This is a genomic window from Labrenzia sp. 5N (assembly GCF_012395805.1).
Classification (GTDB): domain Bacteria; phylum Pseudomonadota; class Alphaproteobacteria; order Rhizobiales; family Stappiaceae; genus Roseibium; species Roseibium algicola.
This window is the reverse complement of record NZ_JAAZTM010000024.1, coordinates 292,107-309,980: the sequence shown is the minus strand read 5'-3', so window position 1 is coordinate 309,980 and position 17,874 is coordinate 292,107. Positions and strand designations below refer to the sequence as shown.

Below are 17,874 nucleotides of genomic sequence, written 5' to 3'. Positions count from 1 at the left end.
CCAAGCTCCGGCAAACCCTGCTTCCGAAAGGCAAACAAATTCGAACAGCGAAAACTTTACTTCGAACCGCTGTTGCGGGCCGCAAGGCTTATCCAGGCCTGTCCGAGAACCAACGGCAGAAAACTCATCGTGCCAGCGACCAGGAGACCCGTCAGTCCTGGCCATGGCAATGCCAGAAGCGCTGACAGATCCGTATTCAGAAGGGCCATTGCGACAAGTGAGAGGCACAACGAGATAGCACCCCAGACATAACCATTGCGAAGGACATCGCTTTTCCAGAACGGGCCTGTTGCGGCACGCATGTTGAAGACGTTCCAGAGCTGTGACAGTGCCAGCGTTAGAAAGGTAACCGTGATGGCCTTCTCCGTTTCCAGACCAAGCAGAAACAACGCGATGACAAATGCAGCAAGCGTCGAAAACGTAATCGCGCAACCAAGATAACCAATCAACATCCAGCGGGACCCGTCGACGATAGGCTCACCGGGGTCCCGTGGCGGGCGCTGCATTACCCCGTCTTCCCCCTTTCCGAGCCCCAGGGCAAAGGCGGGGAAGACATCGGTCACCAGGTTGAGGAACAGGATCTGAAGTGGCAGGAGCGGAACAGGCAGGCCGACACCAACCGCAATGCCGACAATCAACACCTCGCTGACGTTGCAGGACATCAGATAAACGACGAACTTGCGGATATTCTCGAAAATGATCCTGCCCTGGCGCATTGCGGCGATGATCGTCGCGAAGTCGTCGTCCTTCAGGACAATGTCGGACGCTTCGCGGGCAACCTGTGTGCCGCGCTTGCCCATGGCAATTCCGATATCCGCTTTCTTGAGCGCCGGAGCGTCGTTGACGCCGTCGCCCGTCATGGCGACCACATGTCCGCCATCCTGAAAGAGTGAAACCAGGTTCAGCTTGGTGTCGGGTGCCACTCTTGCAAAGACATCGGTCGCCATGAGCTGTTCGCGCTGCTCTGCCGTCGCCTGTGCCATGTCGATCCCGTTTAACTCATGGCCGGACAGCACTTTCAGGCCGGATGTTCCGATGCCTGCGTCCTGTGCGATTTTCGCCGCGGTCTCGGCATGGTCACCGGTCATCATCACAACCCGGACACCCGCCTGCTGACTGGCCCTGATCGCTCCTGGAACGTCTTCCCGTATCGGGTCAAGAAAGCAGACCAGTGCGACCAGCGTCAGACCTTCATAAGGATCTTGGGAAGGTGTTGCTGCCGTCTTGAAGGCAAGGGCGAGGAGACGCTGGCCGCATCGGGCTGCCTCTTCCTGACGGCCGCGCCACGCGGCACGGTCCGCATCCGTGAAGGCGCGGGTACCTTCGTTTCCTAGAACCTCTGAAGCCGCATTCAGGACGGCTTCCGGAGCGCCCTTGACGGCATAGAGAAAGTGCCCGTCACCATGATGGACCGTCGCCATCATCTTGCGCTGCGGAGTGAAGGCAAACTTTTCTGCCGGCTTCATTGTCTGCAGCAGGCGAGATCTCGCAAGACCCGCGGCAGATGCAGTGGCCAGCAACGATATCTCCATCGGATCACCGATCCGTACTTCATCCGGACCATCTGAATATTCCGCCGAATTGCACAGCGCACCAATCCTGAGAGCGACGGAAAGGCCCTCCGTGGACGCTGGTTCGATGTCCCGGCCTTCTGAACAAAAGCGAATGCCGTTGCCTTCATGCAGAATGTCGATATCCGCGCTGTCGAGAAGATAACGGACGGCCGTCATCCGGTTTTCCGTCAAGGTTCCGGTCTTGTCGGTCAGGATCAGTGTCGTCGCCCCCAGCGTCTCTACAGCCGAAAGTTCGGTGACGAGCGCGTTGCGGGCCGCCATGCGCCACATGCCTCTGGCCAGGCACAACGTCGCCACGATTGGCAGACCTTCCGGAATGGCGGCAACCGCAAGCGCAATTCCGGTTTTAAGCATCTCTGACAGAGGATGACCCCAGAGAATGCCTGCCATGATCGTGAGCGCGGCAAGCACCAGCGTCAGCCAGACCAGCTTCTGCCCCAGCCTGTCCAGTCTCCTTTCGAGGGGAGAGATTTCGGCGTCGGCATGCTGCGCAAGGGCGCTGATCCGCCCAAGTTCCGTCGACATGCCGGTGGCAACAACGATGCCTTCGCCAAGCCCCTGGGTGACCGCCGTTCCGCTGAAAGCCATGTTGAAGCGTTCGGCAAGCACCGTGTCTTCGGCCATCCTGGAAGTCTGTTTTTCAACCGGAGCGCTTTCCCCGGTCAGCAGGGACTCATCGCAATGAAGATCGGAAGCGGCCGTGAGGCGAAGGTCAGCCGTGACGACGTCTCCTGCCTCAAGGATCACGATGTCTCCAGGGACCAGCGCCGTTGCCTCGATCTCAAGCACCTTGCCGCCTCGGCGCACACGGGAGTGCGTCGTGGTGATCCGCAACAGGGCTTCCATCGACCGGGCCGCGCGCAACTCGGTGAAGAACCCGATGGCACCGTTCAGAACCAGGACGATGGATATCGCGATCGCGTCGGCGAAGTCGCCCAGAAGCAGAGACATGAAAACGGCGGCTGCAAGAAGCCAGACGATGATGCTCGCAAATTGATGGGCAAGGATTGCGAATGCACTCTTGGTTTTCAGCTCGCGAAACCTGTTGGTGCCGTAACGCCGTCGACGCCTGACAACTTCATCGTCCCCGAGCCCCGCCATGGGGTGAACCGAAAGCTCCTGAGCAACCACTTCAGGGTCGATTGCGAAGGGAGTGTCGATGCTGGTTTGGTGCAAACGGTTCAGGGCTGATGGATCCGTCGAGGCAGCGGCTACTTGGCCGTTCAGGATAAGATGAGAATGCTGAATACACTTGTATCACGGACGAATTCTCGCGGGTGGAACGCGGTACGCCAAGTCGGGACCAATGCTTATTCCACCCGGAACACCATGCCGACTGGCTACGTAGTCACCACCAGTTTGCCTCTCAATCGTTTTCCCGGACAATGCAGATGAAGCCCTGTACGGCGCGCGCCCAAGCAGGCGAACAGGGGAGGGAGACGGTACGATGACCTATAAGACGATACTCGCAATCACGGAACTTGATGTCTCCACGGAAACCGTCGGCAAGGCTGTCACGGTAGCGAGGGCTTTTGATGCTCATCTCACGGTGTTACCGATCGGTGAAGTCCCGCAACTGCCGTTCTACGGATCTGGCGGGCACGGATACATCGAAATCTGGGCAAAGGAATTCGACCAGCGAAAGATCGAGCTGACATCCCTTGCATCCCGAATAGAAGCACAGCTTGCAAGGGAAGGTATCTCGTTCGACGTCCGGCCAAGTCTGTCTTCTACCGCTCGCCAAGACAATCTTGTTGCCCGCCATGCCATCTATTGTGATCTGGCTGTTGTCCTGCGCTCCGTGGAGCAAGAGCTCAATTCCGTCGAAAAGAATGCGATCGATGGAGCGCTGTTCGATTCCGGCCGGCCCGTGCTTTATGTTCCCAATTCCTTCAAGGCCGACCACATTGGCACAAAAGTGGCCATCGCCTGGAATTCACGGCGGGAAGCCGCCCGTGCCGTTTCCGAGTCGCTGCCGTTTCTGAAGTCAGCCGAGGAAATCACGCTGCTGCTGGTTGACCCGGTCGTCGGCGACAATGATCACGGGGAAGACCCTGGCAGCGATATCGCAACGGTCCTTGCCCGCCACGGTCTCAGCATTTCCGTTCAAAGTGTAGCGTCCGCCGACAGGCCAGTTTCCGAAGCCTTGCTGGACAGTGTACGCGAACTGGGAGCCGACCTTCTGGTAATGGGTGCCTACGGACATTCACGCCTGCGGGAGAACATTCTGGGAGGAACGACACGGGAAATGCTGGAGCAAACCGTCATCCCCCTGTTGCTGTCGCGCTGAACGACGCAGCTTCTGGCCCCTGGATTTGTCAGGGGCCAGAGGCCCGCGAAAGGCTGAATGCTGACCTTTACCGCGCACGCCGTTACGTTCGCCACGAATACACCGTTGGATTTTCGGCCTGTTCCTCGCTGAGTTCTGCACTCTGCTCCTTAGCTCTGATCCATGTATTCATCCTCGTCATCAATGTGACGATTGGCAAAATCGAACCAGTTCATGCCGTTTTGCCGTTGGGTCATTACCGGTTGTGCGCCGGGGAAGCTGGGGCTGGGCGTTATGGGGGGAGGCATGCCGATCGGATCTACCTCGTCCGTTTTCGAATCCAGTGGGTCCGCAATGCGCCAGAACATTTGGTCATCGACGGAGCTGTGGGTGTTGTCGATCTGGTAGCGTTTGAGCAGCGAGTTCGTGTCGTTCAAGGTCAGGTCTACCTGGAATCCCGAGGGGCAAAGCCCGCGGGTGTGCGACAGAGAACCATTGTAATAGAGATGCACGGTCATCTTCACCAGATTGTCGTGCGCTTCTTGCTGCTGCGCGATCTCATGAACCTCGACTTCCATTCGCCGCCATTCGCCGTTCCGTTGGAATTGCGACCATTGCGGACAGATATTGGCCGGGACATCGGGGCCACCCAACTCCAGAGCAATGATGTGTCCCTTGTCCATGTCGACCTTGCCGCTATTGCGTGGGCTGATCAGTTTGGCCTTCTTGGGAATGCGCTTGGTCGCGCCAATCCGAAAGCCCGAAAACGGTTCCGGCGCCGACTTACGGCCCGACGTCGTGTCAAGAGGATAGACATATCCATAGACCGAGGTCTGCCGCTCGTACTGATGATGGGTTCCAGGGGCAATGATTTCAGTTAATACAGTCACCTCACCATATTCGTCGGGACGTTTTTCTTTTCGATCGTACAAAGTGTTGAAGGTGTATACAGGCATCCGGCAGACCCTTTGATAGCTGATTAAGGGAATGGTTGTGAAAATATGTCAATAAACGCGAATGTTGCAGACAGAGAAGATCCGTTCAAGTAACGGATGCAGCTTGATCGTTTTTAGAAGGATTGAACATCCCGTCTGCATTCGTTGGAACGCAGGTTGCTCCGGGCCAGGAGACCGACGGCGGAAAGGTCCAGCGTACCGCCATCACGAACGGCCCCAGGAGCTTTGCCGCTGAACATGGCTTCAAGAGCCACAGTCGGCGTCATTTCCAGATAAATCGTCGATCAGTGTCGTCCAGGGATCATCGCAATTCGGCAAAGTGACACTTTCACCTGGCACCAGCGTTCAATCTTGCGGCGCTCATCCAGGATCAGATGACTGTATATTGATGGCATGACACAATCGTCTTGTCTGATAACTTATTGGTTTCAAACAGAAGTCGCACTTGGGATAGAATGTGCCCGCCTACAAGCGAGAATCGCGTAATTTGGATTATGGAATATTTTTAGCGCGGGCGACATTTCGGAATGCGGCCCGCGCTTTTCTGGTCGTGATGTCAGTTTGCAGGCGTAACGTTTCTATCCGCTTCGGAATCAATCAGCTCCTCAGGAGCTTTCTCGACCGGCGCATTGTTCAGATCCTCAGCGGTTGCCGGCCTGGTTTCATTCACGCTTTCATCAGCTGGAACAGGCCGATATGCAGCTTCCTCGAAGGGCTCCAGCGCATCCAGCTTTTCTGCGGTCGTTTCAACCACCAGCACCTCGCTATCGTTGCGATCTTCGAACTTCACAAGGCCGTACTCGATCGCGACGTTTTTCTCGCCCAGGCCAAGAAAGCCTCCGACTCCGATCACGATTGCCTGGATCTGACCGTCAGGACCCACAGTGAAGTCGTTGACGTCGCCAATTGCTTCAGACTCTTCGCTCGTACCGTTGTAGACAGTTCGGCCAAGGAGGTCCGTGGCCAGGTGTCCTTCTGCCTTTTTCACCATTTGAACGGGCTCAGGGGTGGCAGGAGTTGCCGGCACGGTAGTCGTAGGTACTTCAGTCGAGCTTTGCGCATACGCACCACCGACCATGAACAGTCCGATTGCGGACGCAGTGACAAGTTCACGTAGCATTGTAACTCTCCCAGATTGAAGTCGCCGGTATCTGACAGGGATGAGGCGACGATATGGGAGTAACGCTCCGGAAATCACCGAGTTCCGGCGCATTTCAAGATTGAAACAGAATGTGAATGTACTGCTCTCATTTGCAGCCATAAATTGAAACTGAGATCGGGAGTACTGAGCTTCCCAAGAACGCGTAGCTGTACCTGCAGGGCATTCTCTGTGAGCCGATCTTCAGTTTCCGAAGATTCTTCAGCGCCGTGAACGTCTTTGAAGATCGAGGTAATTCCGTTGGGAAAAGTGCTCGCTAACTTGCCGACAGGCCTGGGTTTGCAGACCAACCGAATGCCTGAAGCCGGATCCACAAAAGATAGCCACGTTGCAAGTCCGCGAGACGCAGTTCTTATCAACCCGGCAGTTATGAAATCAGTGTATTTCCACAGCAAAAGTGGAACTCATTCCATACGTATTTCCATGTTCTCATGATCAGCGGAAGAGATATTAATTCAATCAACTCTGATACTTAGAGATATATATTTCGAAACCTAGGTAACTTTCGCAAGGTATCATTGGGTACTGTTGCATTAACCTTTTCGGAATCAAGTTCACTCAGTTTCATCACGTCAGACCGACAGCAAGCGACCTCAAGCTCTCGATAATAGAACATGCGCACACCGAGTTACCTACTGGCAGTTTCCGTAATCAAGGGCATAATCACAGGCACTGTGGCAGCGGCCTCCGCAACAGTCACACCTGTTCACGCTGAGAATATCAAACCTTACGTCTGGTCTTTTTCAAAGCCATCTGAAAGTTCCTACAACATGACGGTAGGCGCTCAGCTTCCTGTTCCGGGCCGGCCTGCATTCGGATCGGATATCAACATGCCAGCAGCATTGCCCAGGCATGTGCTCAATGCGCCACGTAGCTACGTACCGAGTGGAACGCTATGGACACGACTGCGTTTCGAAGACGACTACAAATTGGCAGGAATGGACGAGACGGACCTGACCTTGCGCTTTGACCCGGACAGCGACCTTGCATCGACCAGATTCACTGCAGGAAAGAAAATCAAACTCACAAGGCACGCCATCCTGATCTTGCGAGATTCCTATTCTTTCCGGACGCCCGGTTTCGAGACGAATGACATTGACTGGAACACCACCAAGAGCGTGGAAGTGTCTCTGGGCCCGACCGCGACAGTCCTGGCAGCGGAATTCAACAACTCAAAAGACGACGCCGTGTGGCACTCGAGCGTTTCGTTGCAACAACCCTTGACCAAAGCCTTCACACTTCGGGCAAGCATCAGGGAAATACAGACACAAAATCCCAGTTCGGTTTTCAAGGCTCGGTATTCCCGTACCTGGTAACTCTGCCCTTTGCGACACCGGATTTATTCCAATTCCAGGTGCTCCGCTATCAGTTGCCCGAGCCAGGTTTCACTCAGGACATCATCGCCGTCTTTCAGAAAAGCGCGCGCCTCAACCGGATCATGGCCCTCGACCTTGACATCGAACGTCAAGCGCCAACGATCCGTACCGACGACAGGTTGAACGAAAAGATTTATTGGCTCGCCCTTGGAAAGCTCCACAACGGCCTCAACCTCGTCCTTCTTCTTCATCCCGTTCAAGGAATTGCCCTGGAATTCGACCACGACTTTCATCTGGTCCTTCGGTCGAGGTTGTCCGGGAATTCCTCCCTGGCCGATACGGGTTGCGAAAACCCGAGCACCTGACTCAGGCAGCGGATGCTGATCACGCCATGTCATCTGGTAGGAAAACGTACGTTCATCGCCCGCTTTCGGCAGTTCGTCCGGTAAAAAATAAGCGACTATGTTGTCATAGATCTCGTCGTCAGTCGGGATCTCCACCAGTTGAACCACGCCCTTTCCAAACGGTTCGCCAGGTTCGATCCAGACGGACGGCCGACGATCGTAAAACACTCCGTCATCCTGAAAGTTCTCAAACTCCCGGTCCCGTTGTGCGAGGCCAAATCCTCTCACATTGTCCGCCCGAAATGTGGACGTGCGAACTTCGGACGGGTTGTTGAGGGGGCGCCATATCATCTCTCCCGACTGGCTAATCATCGCAAGACCATCGGTATCGTGTACTTCCGGGCGCCAATCCCGGCCTTTCAGGCGATTGGACTCAGAGTACCAGTACATGCTTGTGAGTGGCGCTATTCCCAGTCTTTCGACGGACTTTCGGAAGAATAGGTGGCTTGTCACATCCATGACCTGCCCACTGCCCTCCTCATTTTTCATGTGCATTCGATAGGCGCCGGCGACAGATGGGCTATCAAGAAGTGCATAGACAACCAAACCGTCATCTGTCGATGCGGATGGTTCGAACCAGAATTTCGTAAATCTGGGAAATTCCTCCGGCATCGAAAGTCCGGTGTTAAGGGCAAGTCCGCGCGCCGACTGCCCATACTGGCGAGACTGGCCATCTGTCCTGAAATAGGATGCGCCCAGGAAGGAAACCCAGTCGGTTTTCAAATCCTCCCGCATGACGCGGAACCCGGCAAATCCGAGATTTTCGGGCAACTTTCGCGCCGGACTGTCTTGCGGCATATCGAAGTAGTCAGATGAATAGAGAATTTCTCGGGAAACGTCATCAGCGACTTCGTTCAGCTTGACCGGTTGCTTGAAGAAACGGCCCAGGTGAAAAAACTGAATTGGGACGCCTGGTACCAGCTCCAGGGTGGCCGACTTGCGAAAGCTGATCTTCCAATGTGCGTCGTAGTCAATTTCCTCCAAAAGATCTTCAGATCGCACTTTTTGCGCTTCATACGGTTTTGTCCCGAGTTCCCGAGCCTTCGCGATCACCGTCGCAAAACTGAATTCTTCAGGGTCTCCTCGGTGGTTCTTCAGGTCACTGGATTTCGCATAAGCGCTTTGGACAAATGCCAAGAAAAAAAGTGCAATGAAAACAGATCTGCTCATGAAGTTTCCAGTCGGTCTTGCTTCGTTGTCGTTGAAAGACGAACGAACGGACAAATTAGTTCATGGTGCAAAACACCGGGCTTCCAGGTTGGGAACAGGATCGCAGGAATGAGGCGTCGTTTTGACAAAAGTCGGCCATGCGTAAGGCAAGTTTATGAAGGCTCTAAACCAGCGCCACCGACGTGCGCTACAGCGATTATCCGTGTTCGTGCAGGATCAGCACTCCCGGGAAGACCGCAAAGTTTCAAGATCCCTTCATTTTGGCGCCCCCTGCCCGGAAGCAGTACTCGCACAAGAGGATCCTGCTCCCCGCGGCGCCCGATCAGCGCGCAGCGAGGCCGAACAAGGATTTTGCCAGCGCAAGTTTGCCTTCGGTCGCCCGTTCACAACATGCCCGGAAGTAACCGCCGGGCGAGCTGATTTTTTCCGGATCCCGCAAGGCCTTTTCGGCCACCATCGCCAGAATTGCCGCCGCAACATGCCGCCCCAGCCTTCCGCAGGCTTCGGTGAAGCCTTTTTCACTTAATCCGATACCGATCCTAAGCATGTCGGTTGCGGCAATGAGGTCCGGCCAGCTTTTGAGAGATAGCCCAAAATCGCCCTGGATCGACGTACATGCGCTTTCCAGCAAAGAGATCGAAACAGCGTCCAGGGTTTCCGATCGGACAAAATCCGCCTTACCGGAGCCTTTCTGCAGAGTATATCCCCTGTTGGAGCCCCCACCCCGCTCCGCTCGCTCCCTTTCAGGAGCTATTTCGGCGCCGTAGGCGACGTTAGTCTTATTATGGATTTCATCTGCGTGAGCAGATGTCCGGTTATTTGAACAAGAGTCTGGTGAGTTTGTATTAAATATAGGGGTGACATTGATGTCATCTTCGCATGACGAATCCCCATTTTTATGTGCAGTTGACTGCGTATTGGAGGCCTCCTTCAGAGCTTCCATCACCAGATCGTAAAGGTCCAGCAACGCCTGAGCTTTTGCCTGAACATCAGTCTCCGCGTCCAGAATACCTGCCATCTGATCCAGGAAGTCTGTCAGGTCGACGTCTTTAGTTGCATCGACGATGTCGACAATCGCCCTGGAGATCCTCATGACCGTCCGTTTGGCTTCCCGGACAGCATTGAGATGAGCCTGCCATTCGTCGGCCAGGCGCTTGATTTCGCGGTATCGCACTCTTGCCGGCGTGAAATCGAGACCATAGGCAAAGGTAATGTCGCCACTGTCGTTGCGGTGCACCCACCTGCGGCCGGTAGAACTGTCCCTGTAGGCGAGAATACGGGCCTCGACCAGCTGCTTGATGGCGCGAATGACCGTTCGTTCACTCTTGCCGACATATGAGGCAAGCTTCTCGTTGGAGATGGCAACGACGGGCCTGTTGTCCCCTTTCCAGTCGTCCGGCTTTGACAGGCCAAGCAGGATGTCCAGGACATGGTAGGCAGTCGACGTGAGACCGATCGGCTGGGCCGCACGTTTCAAGGCAATAGCGACTTCGGATTTTCCAATATCGGGAATGTCGTTCGACATTGCCAGACGCTGGGACGCAAGTATCCCCGGCGTCACCTTCCGGAAGGAAGAGACGTTCGAAACAGCAGGCATGACAACCTCCGTTCACCGACACGAGCCAACGTGCGGCGTTATGCGTTTCAGGAGGTTCAACTTCGGGAAATCGGCAGAAATCCACCGTTCACACAAGATGGATCTTGCGCGTGATTCGGAATTCGCCTAAAACAGGGAAGTGTTGAGGTTCCTGTTTGGACGTTCCAAGTTGAACCGTGATTAAAGAGACTGAACGGTTGCCGCCGTTTCGGTCTCTTTTCATTTGGTCTCTATTTCTCTCGCACCGTCTCCTTCCTCACGGGGCCTGGCCGAAATCCGGCCTCTTGCCGATATGCCCCGGGACGACACCTGAACACCTGCCCCGGATCATTGTGCGCCCGGCATGCCCTTTCGAGGTATGCCGCGACCATTCTCAGCCCTTCGTACGTCCCGTTTCCTGCCGTTGCCGCAGATAATCGCGATAGACGTCCGGAAGGTTCTCCTCCAGCCAGTGACTGAATTCAGCTTCGGATTTCGGTATCGAGAACACGGTTGCCGCCGATGTTCTCTTCAGTTTTGCCAGTACCGTTCCGTTCGATGTGATTTCTGCTGCAGCCTGAGTTGCCGGTGCAGCCTTCTTTTGTTTGCCTCTTGCTGCCTGCGTTACCATGGACATTCTGTCCTGCGCAGCAGCCAGCCTGAAATCCTCACCGTCTATGACGGATCGAACGCGCTGTTCGGCGGCAGGGTCTTCAAACAGCTTCGCCAGTTCCATCCACGCCGGCCGGCCAACATTCCTGGCACGGCCAATCGCGCGAATGATATCGTGCGGGATGCTGTCGGCGATCTTCCGCATATTGGAAATGACCGTTTGAACCTGGCCGAGCACCGGCTGCATCTCGCGCTGCTTGAGCCCTGCTTCGCGCAGCTGCACAGCCCACAGGACCATCTCCGCGAAGGTCAGGTTTTCGCGGACGCCGTTTTCAAGCGACTGTTCCTTGATCAGCTCGGCGTCGCTCAGCTTGCGAACGTACGCCTTGACCTTGAACGTCTCCGGTTTGCCGGCTTCCGCCATCAATGTCTGAATGGCAAACAGCCTGCGGTGTCCATAGGCCAGCTGATAGCGGTCCCGTTCCGTGGGGTGCGGGCGCACCAGAACGGGGATCCTCTGCCCCTCATCCTGGATTGAAAGCTTGAGTTCCTCCAGGGCCTCCTGCGCTTCGAGGTCTGTTTCGAAGCGATCGGAAAACGGGCTTGGGTCGATTTTCGACGGATCAAGGGCAACGATGCTGTCCTCGCGCATATGCGACAAGGCGCGCCCCATGGAATTCACGACGGGTGCGGTTACCTTCTGGCCCGCAACCGGTTTGGGCGGCTCCTTCTTGTCGGCAGCTGCAGCCGCCGCGTCGGACATCATTTTGACGATCGACTTTTTCATCGTCAAACCTCCCTGCCCCATACACTCTTGATCAGATCGAGAATTTCGGCGTTGACGCGGTCTGCGCTTTCCAGCGCCCGCTTCAGGGTTTCCCGGCCGACTTCACCGGATTCGATCTCGTAGAGACTTTTCTTGGCAACGCCGGCAGATGCGATGGCGGTCGATTCAATCGCCTCGGCCACAAGGACGTCGGTCCCGAACAAGTCCCGCATGGTGCCGGACATGATCTTCTGCGGCCCGTCATTGGGGTTGACCCTGGTCAGCAGAAACTTCGTGAAGTCATGTTCGAAAACCGCACCGCCTTCGGACAACGTATGGGTCACATCCGAAATCATCTTCAGGAACTGGGAGCAAGACGAGACGTCGAGCATGGCCGGGTGAACGGTGATGATCAGGCCCGTTGCCGCATAGAGAGCCGCCATCGTCGTGTAGCCGAGCGAAGGTGGCGTATCGAGGACAACGACGTCATAGTGCTCTTCAACCGACTGGATCACGGCATCGAGGCGCTGGAAGAACAGGCCAAGCTCGTCGGTCGTCCTTTCGGCAAGCGCGGTCGGCGTATCGTATTCGAAATCCATCAGGCGCAGGTTGCCGCAGGCAAGGTGAATGCCCGGGAAGTAGGTCTCGCGTATGACCTCGGAGAACGGCACGCGGTAATTGTCATACCGCAAAGCGTCGTAAGTCGTGTCGGTCCGCTCGTCATCGTCTTCGCCGGACCGAAGATCACGGTCCGGCTGAATGCCGAAGGTCGTGGTCATGGAGGCCTGGGGATCCAGGTCGACACACAGCACCCGGTAGCCCTGGATAGCCAGGTAATGGGCCAGGTGAACGGAGGTGGTCGTCTTAGAGCTGCCACCCTTGAAGTTCGCAGCAGCAACGACCTGCAGTTTCTCTCCCGGTCGGCGATGAGGCACGAGGCGATGCGCATCGTCAGGCCTGAGTTCCGCGAGGAATGCCCTCAGTTCCCAAACCTGATCGACTGTATAGATCCGGCGGTTGTTTTCGGCGCGATGCGGCTGCGGGCCCTTGCCTTCCAGCGTCAGGGTGCGCAGCGTGCTTTCCGGCACGCCCAGCAGACGAACCAGATCCGTCGTGGAAAACGTCCGGCCGAAAACCTTGCGGGCTTCCGGCGGGTAGGTCATTTCGCGCATCGTCTGCAAACGGTCCGAAAGCTTCTGCGTGAAACTTTCGATTTTTGCGGTCGTATCGCGTCCACCGGAAAATTGTTCGGTAACGGCCATTAATGCCCTCTGACGGTTTCGTGCCCGATATGAGCGGTAACTCCGTCATGGATGCAGGATTCCAGCAGATGGTGCAAGGAAATTTAAGTTAACGAAACCCTAACCCGGCCTGGTTGAACCGGCATTCCAGATGCCTCTACGAAACTTTCCGACCCGACGGGTGTGCCAATCTTTGCCAGTTCCAGAGCATCATTCTAGCCGATCCTATTTTTTCCTTATTTATTTCAATTACTTAATTTACCCTCGAATACTACCGCGAGGTCTCCGGCGATGGACCGGCCACATTTTCAGAACACTGGCTGAAGTTAAACCCACGCAAAATCTTCCTTGAAACTTTTCCGGGTGTTTTGCCGGTTAAAGGCAGATTTTCTGATGTTTCAACAGAATCGGTACGGTCAGAACAGGCGATCAGAGCTCGCTCAGGACTGGCGCAAGGTTCACCACAGAACTGGCAATCCGGCAAAATGAGAGCAGCTCACCAGAGGCTGCTCCTACTTTTTCAACTCCCCATAGAGCCCAAGCAGAGCGCCAGGAAGCCTGGAAAGGTCCGCGAGCTTTCTGACATTCTTGCTGCCAAAAATCCTGCCGGAATAATCGTTACGGTTGTCGCCGAGCGAGAAACAGAAAACATCGATGCCGGCCACTGCCAATTCGCGCAAGGCGAAACGGGCGTCTTCCAGGAGATAATCCGGATCATCGACGTCAATATCGGACGGCTCGCCGTCAGTCACCACCAGCAATACCTTTCGATATGCCGTCCTTTCGGCAAGCTCACGCCCACCGTGACGCATAACCGGGCCCAGCCGGGTCGAGAATGCACTTTCCAGACCGGCCAAGCGTTCATACACGCCCTGGTCGACCGGTTGGCCGAAGTCCTTGATCCGCGCATATCGGACCGTCTCCCGAGTGTCCGAGCAAAACCCTGCAAGTGCGCAATTGTCGCCGGTCGTCTCCATCGCCCCGGCCATTATCGCGGCAGACAGGCGTTCAAGATCGAGAACGCTGGCGCTCCCCTCGCCTGCCGGCTCGCCGGTGGAGTGTGACTGGTCGATCAGCAACAGGATGTCCAGGTCCCGGCCCCTGCAACTCTTCCGGCCAAAGATTCTCGGATCGGGGATCTCCCGGTTGCGGCGACTTGCCTGAGCATCGATGCATGCATCCAGGTCGAGAAAGTCACCGGTTTCCAGCCGGCGCTCCCGCTGGAACGCATTCACATTGGCACTGGAGATCAGAGAGGTGAGAGAACTCTGTATCCTGGTTTCTTGCGTGAGGCTCCGCAACAGACCGGTTGCCGTCTTTCGCGGCGCCTCAGTGACATGAACAGTGCACCAGTCCGGGCGCATCCGGCGGCTGACATGATCGTATTCGGGATAGGTGATCAGCCGGGTTACCGCGTCCTCATCCTGAAGCCGTAGCTTTTCCGCTGCCGCGGCTTCTTCCTCGCGCTTTTCCTCCTCTTCGGGCTCCTGCCGGTCGGCCTCGTCGCGTTCTTGTTGCTCCAGGCGCACACCTTCCGTTTCAACTGCAACATCCATCTCAATCAGGTCCGGTTCCTCGTCGAAGGTCCAAATACCGAGGTTGTCGTCCCTGTAGGCTGGCTGCACCATATAGGTGCGGGCGTCGAACTGCAGCCGCATCTGACCCAGATCGTTAGCAAGCAGTCCGCCAATTCTTCGGCAGAAGGTCTGGTCGTCGGGGGTCGCCGCAAAGGCTTCCTCGAACAGTCGTTTTCCTTTCTCCACCCAACCGTTGGTATCGCTGTATTCCGGATCTATCAGCGTGCGCGACAACCGAGCCATCAAGGTTATCGCCAGGTCCGCGGAGCGTGCATCGATGGTATGGAAGCTGCTCCAGAGTGACCTCAGTCCCGGCATCTTTTCCAGAGCGAGCCGTTCGACCCGCGCATCTTCAAGCAAGGAGATAACTGCGACTTGCATGGGTTTCAGGGACTTTCGCTCAAACACCCGCCGGGTGAAGGCAATGTGAGCGCCCACATGGGCAAGAGCCGCATGATAAAGCTTCAGGCTGTCCGCGCGGTCGAAACCCGGGAACCCCGACGGCAGACGAATGCCATCCCGCCCAAACCCGGCTCTGCGACGCATTTGCTCCGGCGCTGTGGCCGGGGTTTCGACAATGGGTGGAAGCTGACCCCACAAGGCGGCATGAAACGTCTTCAACCGAAGCTCTTCGTCGTCAAATCGCAAGACTGACGACTGCCGGTCAAGAAAGTGCCGCGCTTCCGGGTCTTCACCAGCGAGAAACAATCGCGCCTTTTCGCGGTTCGTCAGTCTGAGTGCCAACCCCATGCCGACGAATGTCCTGAAGCCGGACAAGCCGATTTCTGCCAGGGATCTGTCAGACGTCTCAAGCAGTGCTTCAACGGCTTCCGGCAAGTCGCGTCCGGTCCGCTCCAAAAGAGCGCACCACTCCGAAAAAACAGGAAATGACTTCAAGTGCCGCGCTGCGCGAGCCGCTGTATTCGGCACCCTTGCCGATGCACGCCGGCCGGAACGAATGGCAATCCAGGAAACCAGGCGTCCGAGATCGGCTGCGGCTTCTTCCGAAACCGCCTCTGCAACCATCGGGCCACAAGTACGATAGGCTTGCGTTACGGTTTCGCCGTAACCGGCTTGGGAAATCCGGGACAGGGCCTTTGTCCAGACGGCAGACATTTGCCGTTCACATTCGCGCGTCTCAACGGTGTTGGTCTTTGCCGTGGCAGCCTCGGTCATCGTCGCCGCCATGTCTTACAGGCAGGCAGAAACAGCGGAGGACATCGCAGCGCGGATCTCCGGCTCATCAACGAGCGGCAGCACGATGGCAATCTGGCAGGCCTCTTCCAGCGGCACGCCTTGCGCTGTCAGCTGACCGGCTGCAATCAACATGCGCGTCGATGCACCTTCGCGCAGTCCGTGACCCTTGAGGTTCCGGGATCTTTCCGCAACCCGGACAAGAACCCTTGCTGTTTCAGGCTCGACACCGGCTTCACGCGCCACGATTTCCGCTTCGGTTGCCGCATCAGGATAGTCGAAGGAAATCGCGCAGAACCGCTGCCGGGTGGATTCCTTCAGATCTTTAAGCACACTCTGATAGCCGGGGTTGTAGGAGATCACGAGCTGGAAGTCCGGATGCGCCTGGACCAGTTCATTCTTCTTTTCCAGCGGCAAATGGCGGCGATGGTCGGTCAGGGAATGGATGACGACCGTCGTGTCCTGCCGCGCTTCCACTACTTCATCAAGGTAACAGATTGCACCGTGCCGGACGGCCGCCGTCAGCGGTCCGTCGTGCCAGACGGTACCGTCGGCATCCAGCAGGAACCGTCCGACCAGATCCGACGCCGTCATGTCCTCATGACAGGACACCGTGACGAGAGGACGCTTCAGCCGCCATGCCATGTGCTCGACAAACCGCGTTTTTCCGCATCCCGTCGGCCCCTTCAGAAGGATCGGCAACCGTGCGGCATAGGCAGCTTCATAATGGCCGACCTCCTGTGCGAAGGAGCGATAAAAGGGTTCGCTGACAATACGATAGGCGTCAGTCGGGTCCTCAACCGGACCAGCTATCGGTGCATTCATTCCTGGACTTCCTTTTGAAGACGCTGCAGCGGGGGAAATCGCTGCAGCGCCAGGAGGATGCGGCGCTGCGAACCGCATCGCTCGGGAGGATCGCCGGATCAGCGCGTGCTGCCAGGTTGCTGGCCTGCGGCAAGAGCTGATCGATTTCGAACCGGGCGAGAGACTTCCCGCCCGGATTGGACCTAAGCCCTAGCGGTGGGTGCTTGCGCCGTTCGGGATGCCTTCCATCGGACATTCCTCGGTGCCAACAGTCGTGCGGGTCATGGCCTCGACCATCTCCCGCGTTCCTTCCGGATCGTTCACCCAGTTGGCGTAGAAATTATAGGGGCAGGCTGCCTGGCCCTTGTCGCCGTCGCCGGAGTTGATCGTGCCGGTGTAGCCACGGTGCAGCAGTTTGAAGAGGTGGTTCTGCGACTGCATGTTCTTGCGGGCATCGCGGATCCCCGACACCGACATCTGGGCATATTGAATGCCGTTTTCTTCGGTGCCGCATTCCCCCAGCGTCCGGCCGTCGAAACCGATCAGGGCCGAATGGCCGAAATAGGAATAGACGCCATCAAAGCCGGCGGCGTTTGCAACCGCCACATAGCAGTTGTTCGCCCAGGCCATGGATTTGGAAATCTGGATCTGCTGCTCCTTGGCCGGATACATGTAGCCCTGGCAGCGGATGATGAGTTCCGCCCCGCGCATGGCGCAGTCACGCCAGATTTCCGGATAGTTGCCGTCGTCACAGATGATCAGGCTGATCTTCATCCCCTTCGGGCCTTCCGAGACGTAGGTGCAATCGCCCGGATACCAACCTTCGATCGGCACCCAGGGCATGATCTTGCGGTATTTCTGGACGATCTCGCCCTTGTTGTTCATCAGGATGAGCGTGTTGTAAGGCGCCTTGTTTGGGTGATCCTCGTGTCGCTCGCCTGTCAGGGAGAACACACCCCAGACGTTCGCCTTCTTGCAGGCTTCGGCGAAGATGGCCGTTTCCTCTCCAGGCACCTGGGAGGCGGTTTCGTACATCTCCTTGGGGTCATACATGATCCCGTGGGTGGAGTATTCCGGGAAGATTACCAGGTCCATGCCCGGAAGGCCGATCTTCATTCCCGCAATCATGTCCGCGATGTTGCGGGCATTGGCCAGCACTTCCTCGCGGGTATGCAGGCGCGGCATCTTGTAGTTGACCACCGCCACTCCGACGGTGTCGTTGCTGCTGGAAATATCACCGTGATACATCAATTCCT

The 17,874-nt window shown here is 56.6% G+C and carries 12 protein-coding genes; 2 read left to right on the top strand and 10 right to left on the bottom strand.

The window, feature by feature from the left end; all coding sequences use genetic code 11:
- Nucleotides 1-56 precede the first annotated feature (56 nt).
- Entirely contained in the window at nt 57-2,750 is a 2,694-nt protein-coding gene (locus HEP89_RS28480; protein WP_286201090.1) for a cation-transporting P-type ATPase, read from the bottom strand.
- Nucleotides 2,751-3,021: 271 nt separating this feature from the next.
- Between HEP89_RS28480 and HEP89_RS28475 the strand changes: the two genes are divergently transcribed.
- Complete coding sequence (locus tag HEP89_RS28475; protein ID WP_168693682.1) at nt 3,022-3,864, top strand: universal stress protein; 843 nt, start codon at nt 3,022-3,024, stop codon at nt 3,862-3,864.
- Between the two features lie 149 nt (nt 3,865-4,013).
- On the opposite strand, the gene HEP89_RS28470 is transcribed toward HEP89_RS28475, so the two are convergent.
- Nucleotides 4,014-4,799, bottom strand: coding sequence for a DNA/RNA non-specific endonuclease (locus tag HEP89_RS28470; protein ID WP_168693681.1), 786 nt, complete (start codon nt 4,797-4,799; stop codon nt 4,014-4,016).
- Between the two features lie 556 nt (nt 4,800-5,355).
- Nucleotides 5,356-5,877, bottom strand: a complete 522-nt coding sequence (locus tag HEP89_RS28465; RefSeq protein ID WP_168693680.1) for a PRC-barrel domain-containing protein — start codon at nt 5,875-5,877, stop codon at nt 5,356-5,358.
- 695 nt (nt 5,878-6,572) lie between these two features.
- On the opposite strand from HEP89_RS28465, the gene HEP89_RS28460 reads away from it, so the two are divergent.
- A complete protein-coding gene (locus HEP89_RS28460; protein WP_168693679.1) occupies nt 6,573-7,274 on the top strand; it encodes a hypothetical protein in 702 nt (233 codons plus the stop codon).
- Between the two features lie 23 nt (nt 7,275-7,297).
- Here the strand turns inward: HEP89_RS28460 and HEP89_RS28455 are convergent, their stop codons facing one another.
- From HEP89_RS28455 to HEP89_RS28425, 7 genes are all read right to left on the bottom strand, one after another.
- Complete coding sequence (locus HEP89_RS28455; RefSeq protein ID WP_168693678.1) at nt 7,298-8,848, bottom strand: glucan biosynthesis protein; 1,551 nt, start codon at nt 8,846-8,848, stop codon at nt 7,298-7,300.
- Between the two features lie 322 nt (nt 8,849-9,170).
- Nucleotides 9,171-10,445: a plasmid replication protein RepC gene (repC, locus tag HEP89_RS28450; RefSeq protein ID WP_168693677.1), complete on the bottom strand. Its 1,275-nt coding sequence runs from the start codon at nt 10,443-10,445 to the stop codon at nt 9,171-9,173.
- Between the two features lie 373 nt (nt 10,446-10,818).
- Nucleotides 10,819-11,823, bottom strand: coding sequence for a plasmid partitioning protein RepB (gene repB, locus HEP89_RS28445; RefSeq protein WP_168687639.1), 1,005 nt, complete (start codon nt 11,821-11,823; stop codon nt 10,819-10,821).
- A 2-nt stretch (nt 11,824-11,825) separates the two neighbouring features.
- Entirely contained in the window at nt 11,826-13,064 is a 1,239-nt protein-coding gene (gene repA / locus HEP89_RS28440; RefSeq protein WP_023001362.1) for a plasmid partitioning protein RepA, read from the bottom strand.
- A 491-nt stretch (nt 13,065-13,555) separates the two neighbouring features.
- Nucleotides 13,556-15,796: a VWA domain-containing protein gene (locus HEP89_RS28435; RefSeq protein ID WP_168693676.1), complete on the bottom strand. Its 2,241-nt coding sequence runs from the start codon at nt 15,794-15,796 to the stop codon at nt 13,556-13,558.
- A 15-nt stretch (nt 15,797-15,811) separates the two neighbouring features.
- Nucleotides 15,812-16,639, bottom strand: a complete 828-nt coding sequence (locus tag HEP89_RS28430; protein WP_168693675.1) for a CbbQ/NirQ/NorQ/GpvN family protein — start codon at nt 16,637-16,639, stop codon at nt 15,812-15,814.
- Between the two features lie 189 nt (nt 16,640-16,828).
- Nucleotides 16,829-17,866 carry an aliphatic amidase gene (locus HEP89_RS28425; protein WP_152512327.1) on the bottom strand — a complete coding sequence of 346 codons (1,038 nt, stop codon included), beginning with the start codon at nt 17,864-17,866 and terminating at the stop codon, nt 16,829-16,831.
- Nucleotides 17,867-17,874 lie beyond the last annotated feature (8 nt).

Coding starts and splice junctions, on each gene's coding strand:
- HEP89_RS28475 (WP_168693682.1), top strand. CDS start 3,022: ATGACCTATAAGACGATACTCGCAATCACGGAACTTGATGTCTCCACG.
- HEP89_RS28470 (WP_168693681.1), bottom strand. CDS start 4,799: ATGCCTGTATACACCTTCAACACTTTGTACGATCGAAAAGAAAAACGT.
- HEP89_RS28465 (WP_168693680.1), bottom strand. CDS start 5,877: ATGGTCGGTGGTGCGTATGCGCAAAGCTCGACTGAAGTACCTACGACT.
- HEP89_RS28460 (WP_168693679.1), top strand. CDS start 6,573: ATGCGCACACCGAGTTACCTACTGGCAGTTTCCGTAATCAAGGGCATA.
- HEP89_RS28455 (WP_168693678.1), bottom strand. CDS start 8,848: ATGAGCAGATCTGTTTTCATTGCACTTTTTTTCTTGGCATTTGTCCAA.
- repC (WP_168693677.1), bottom strand. CDS start 10,445: ATGCCTGCTGTTTCGAACGTCTCTTCCTTCCGGAAGGTGACGCCGGGG.
- repB (WP_168687639.1), bottom strand. CDS start 11,823: ATGAAAAAGTCGATCGTCAAAATGATGTCCGACGCGGCGGCTGCAGCT.
- repA (WP_023001362.1), bottom strand. CDS start 13,064: ATGGCCGTTACCGAACAATTTTCCGGTGGACGCGATACGACCGCAAAA.
- HEP89_RS28435 (WP_168693676.1), bottom strand. CDS start 15,796: ATGACCGAGGCTGCCACGGCAAAGACCAACACCGTTGAGACGCGCGAA.
- HEP89_RS28430 (WP_168693675.1), bottom strand. CDS start 16,639: ATGAATGCACCGATAGCTGGTCCGGTTGAGGACCCGACTGACGCCTAT.
- HEP89_RS28425 (WP_152512327.1), bottom strand. CDS start 17,866: ATGTATCACGGTGATATTTCCAGCAGCAACGACACCGTCGGAGTGGCG.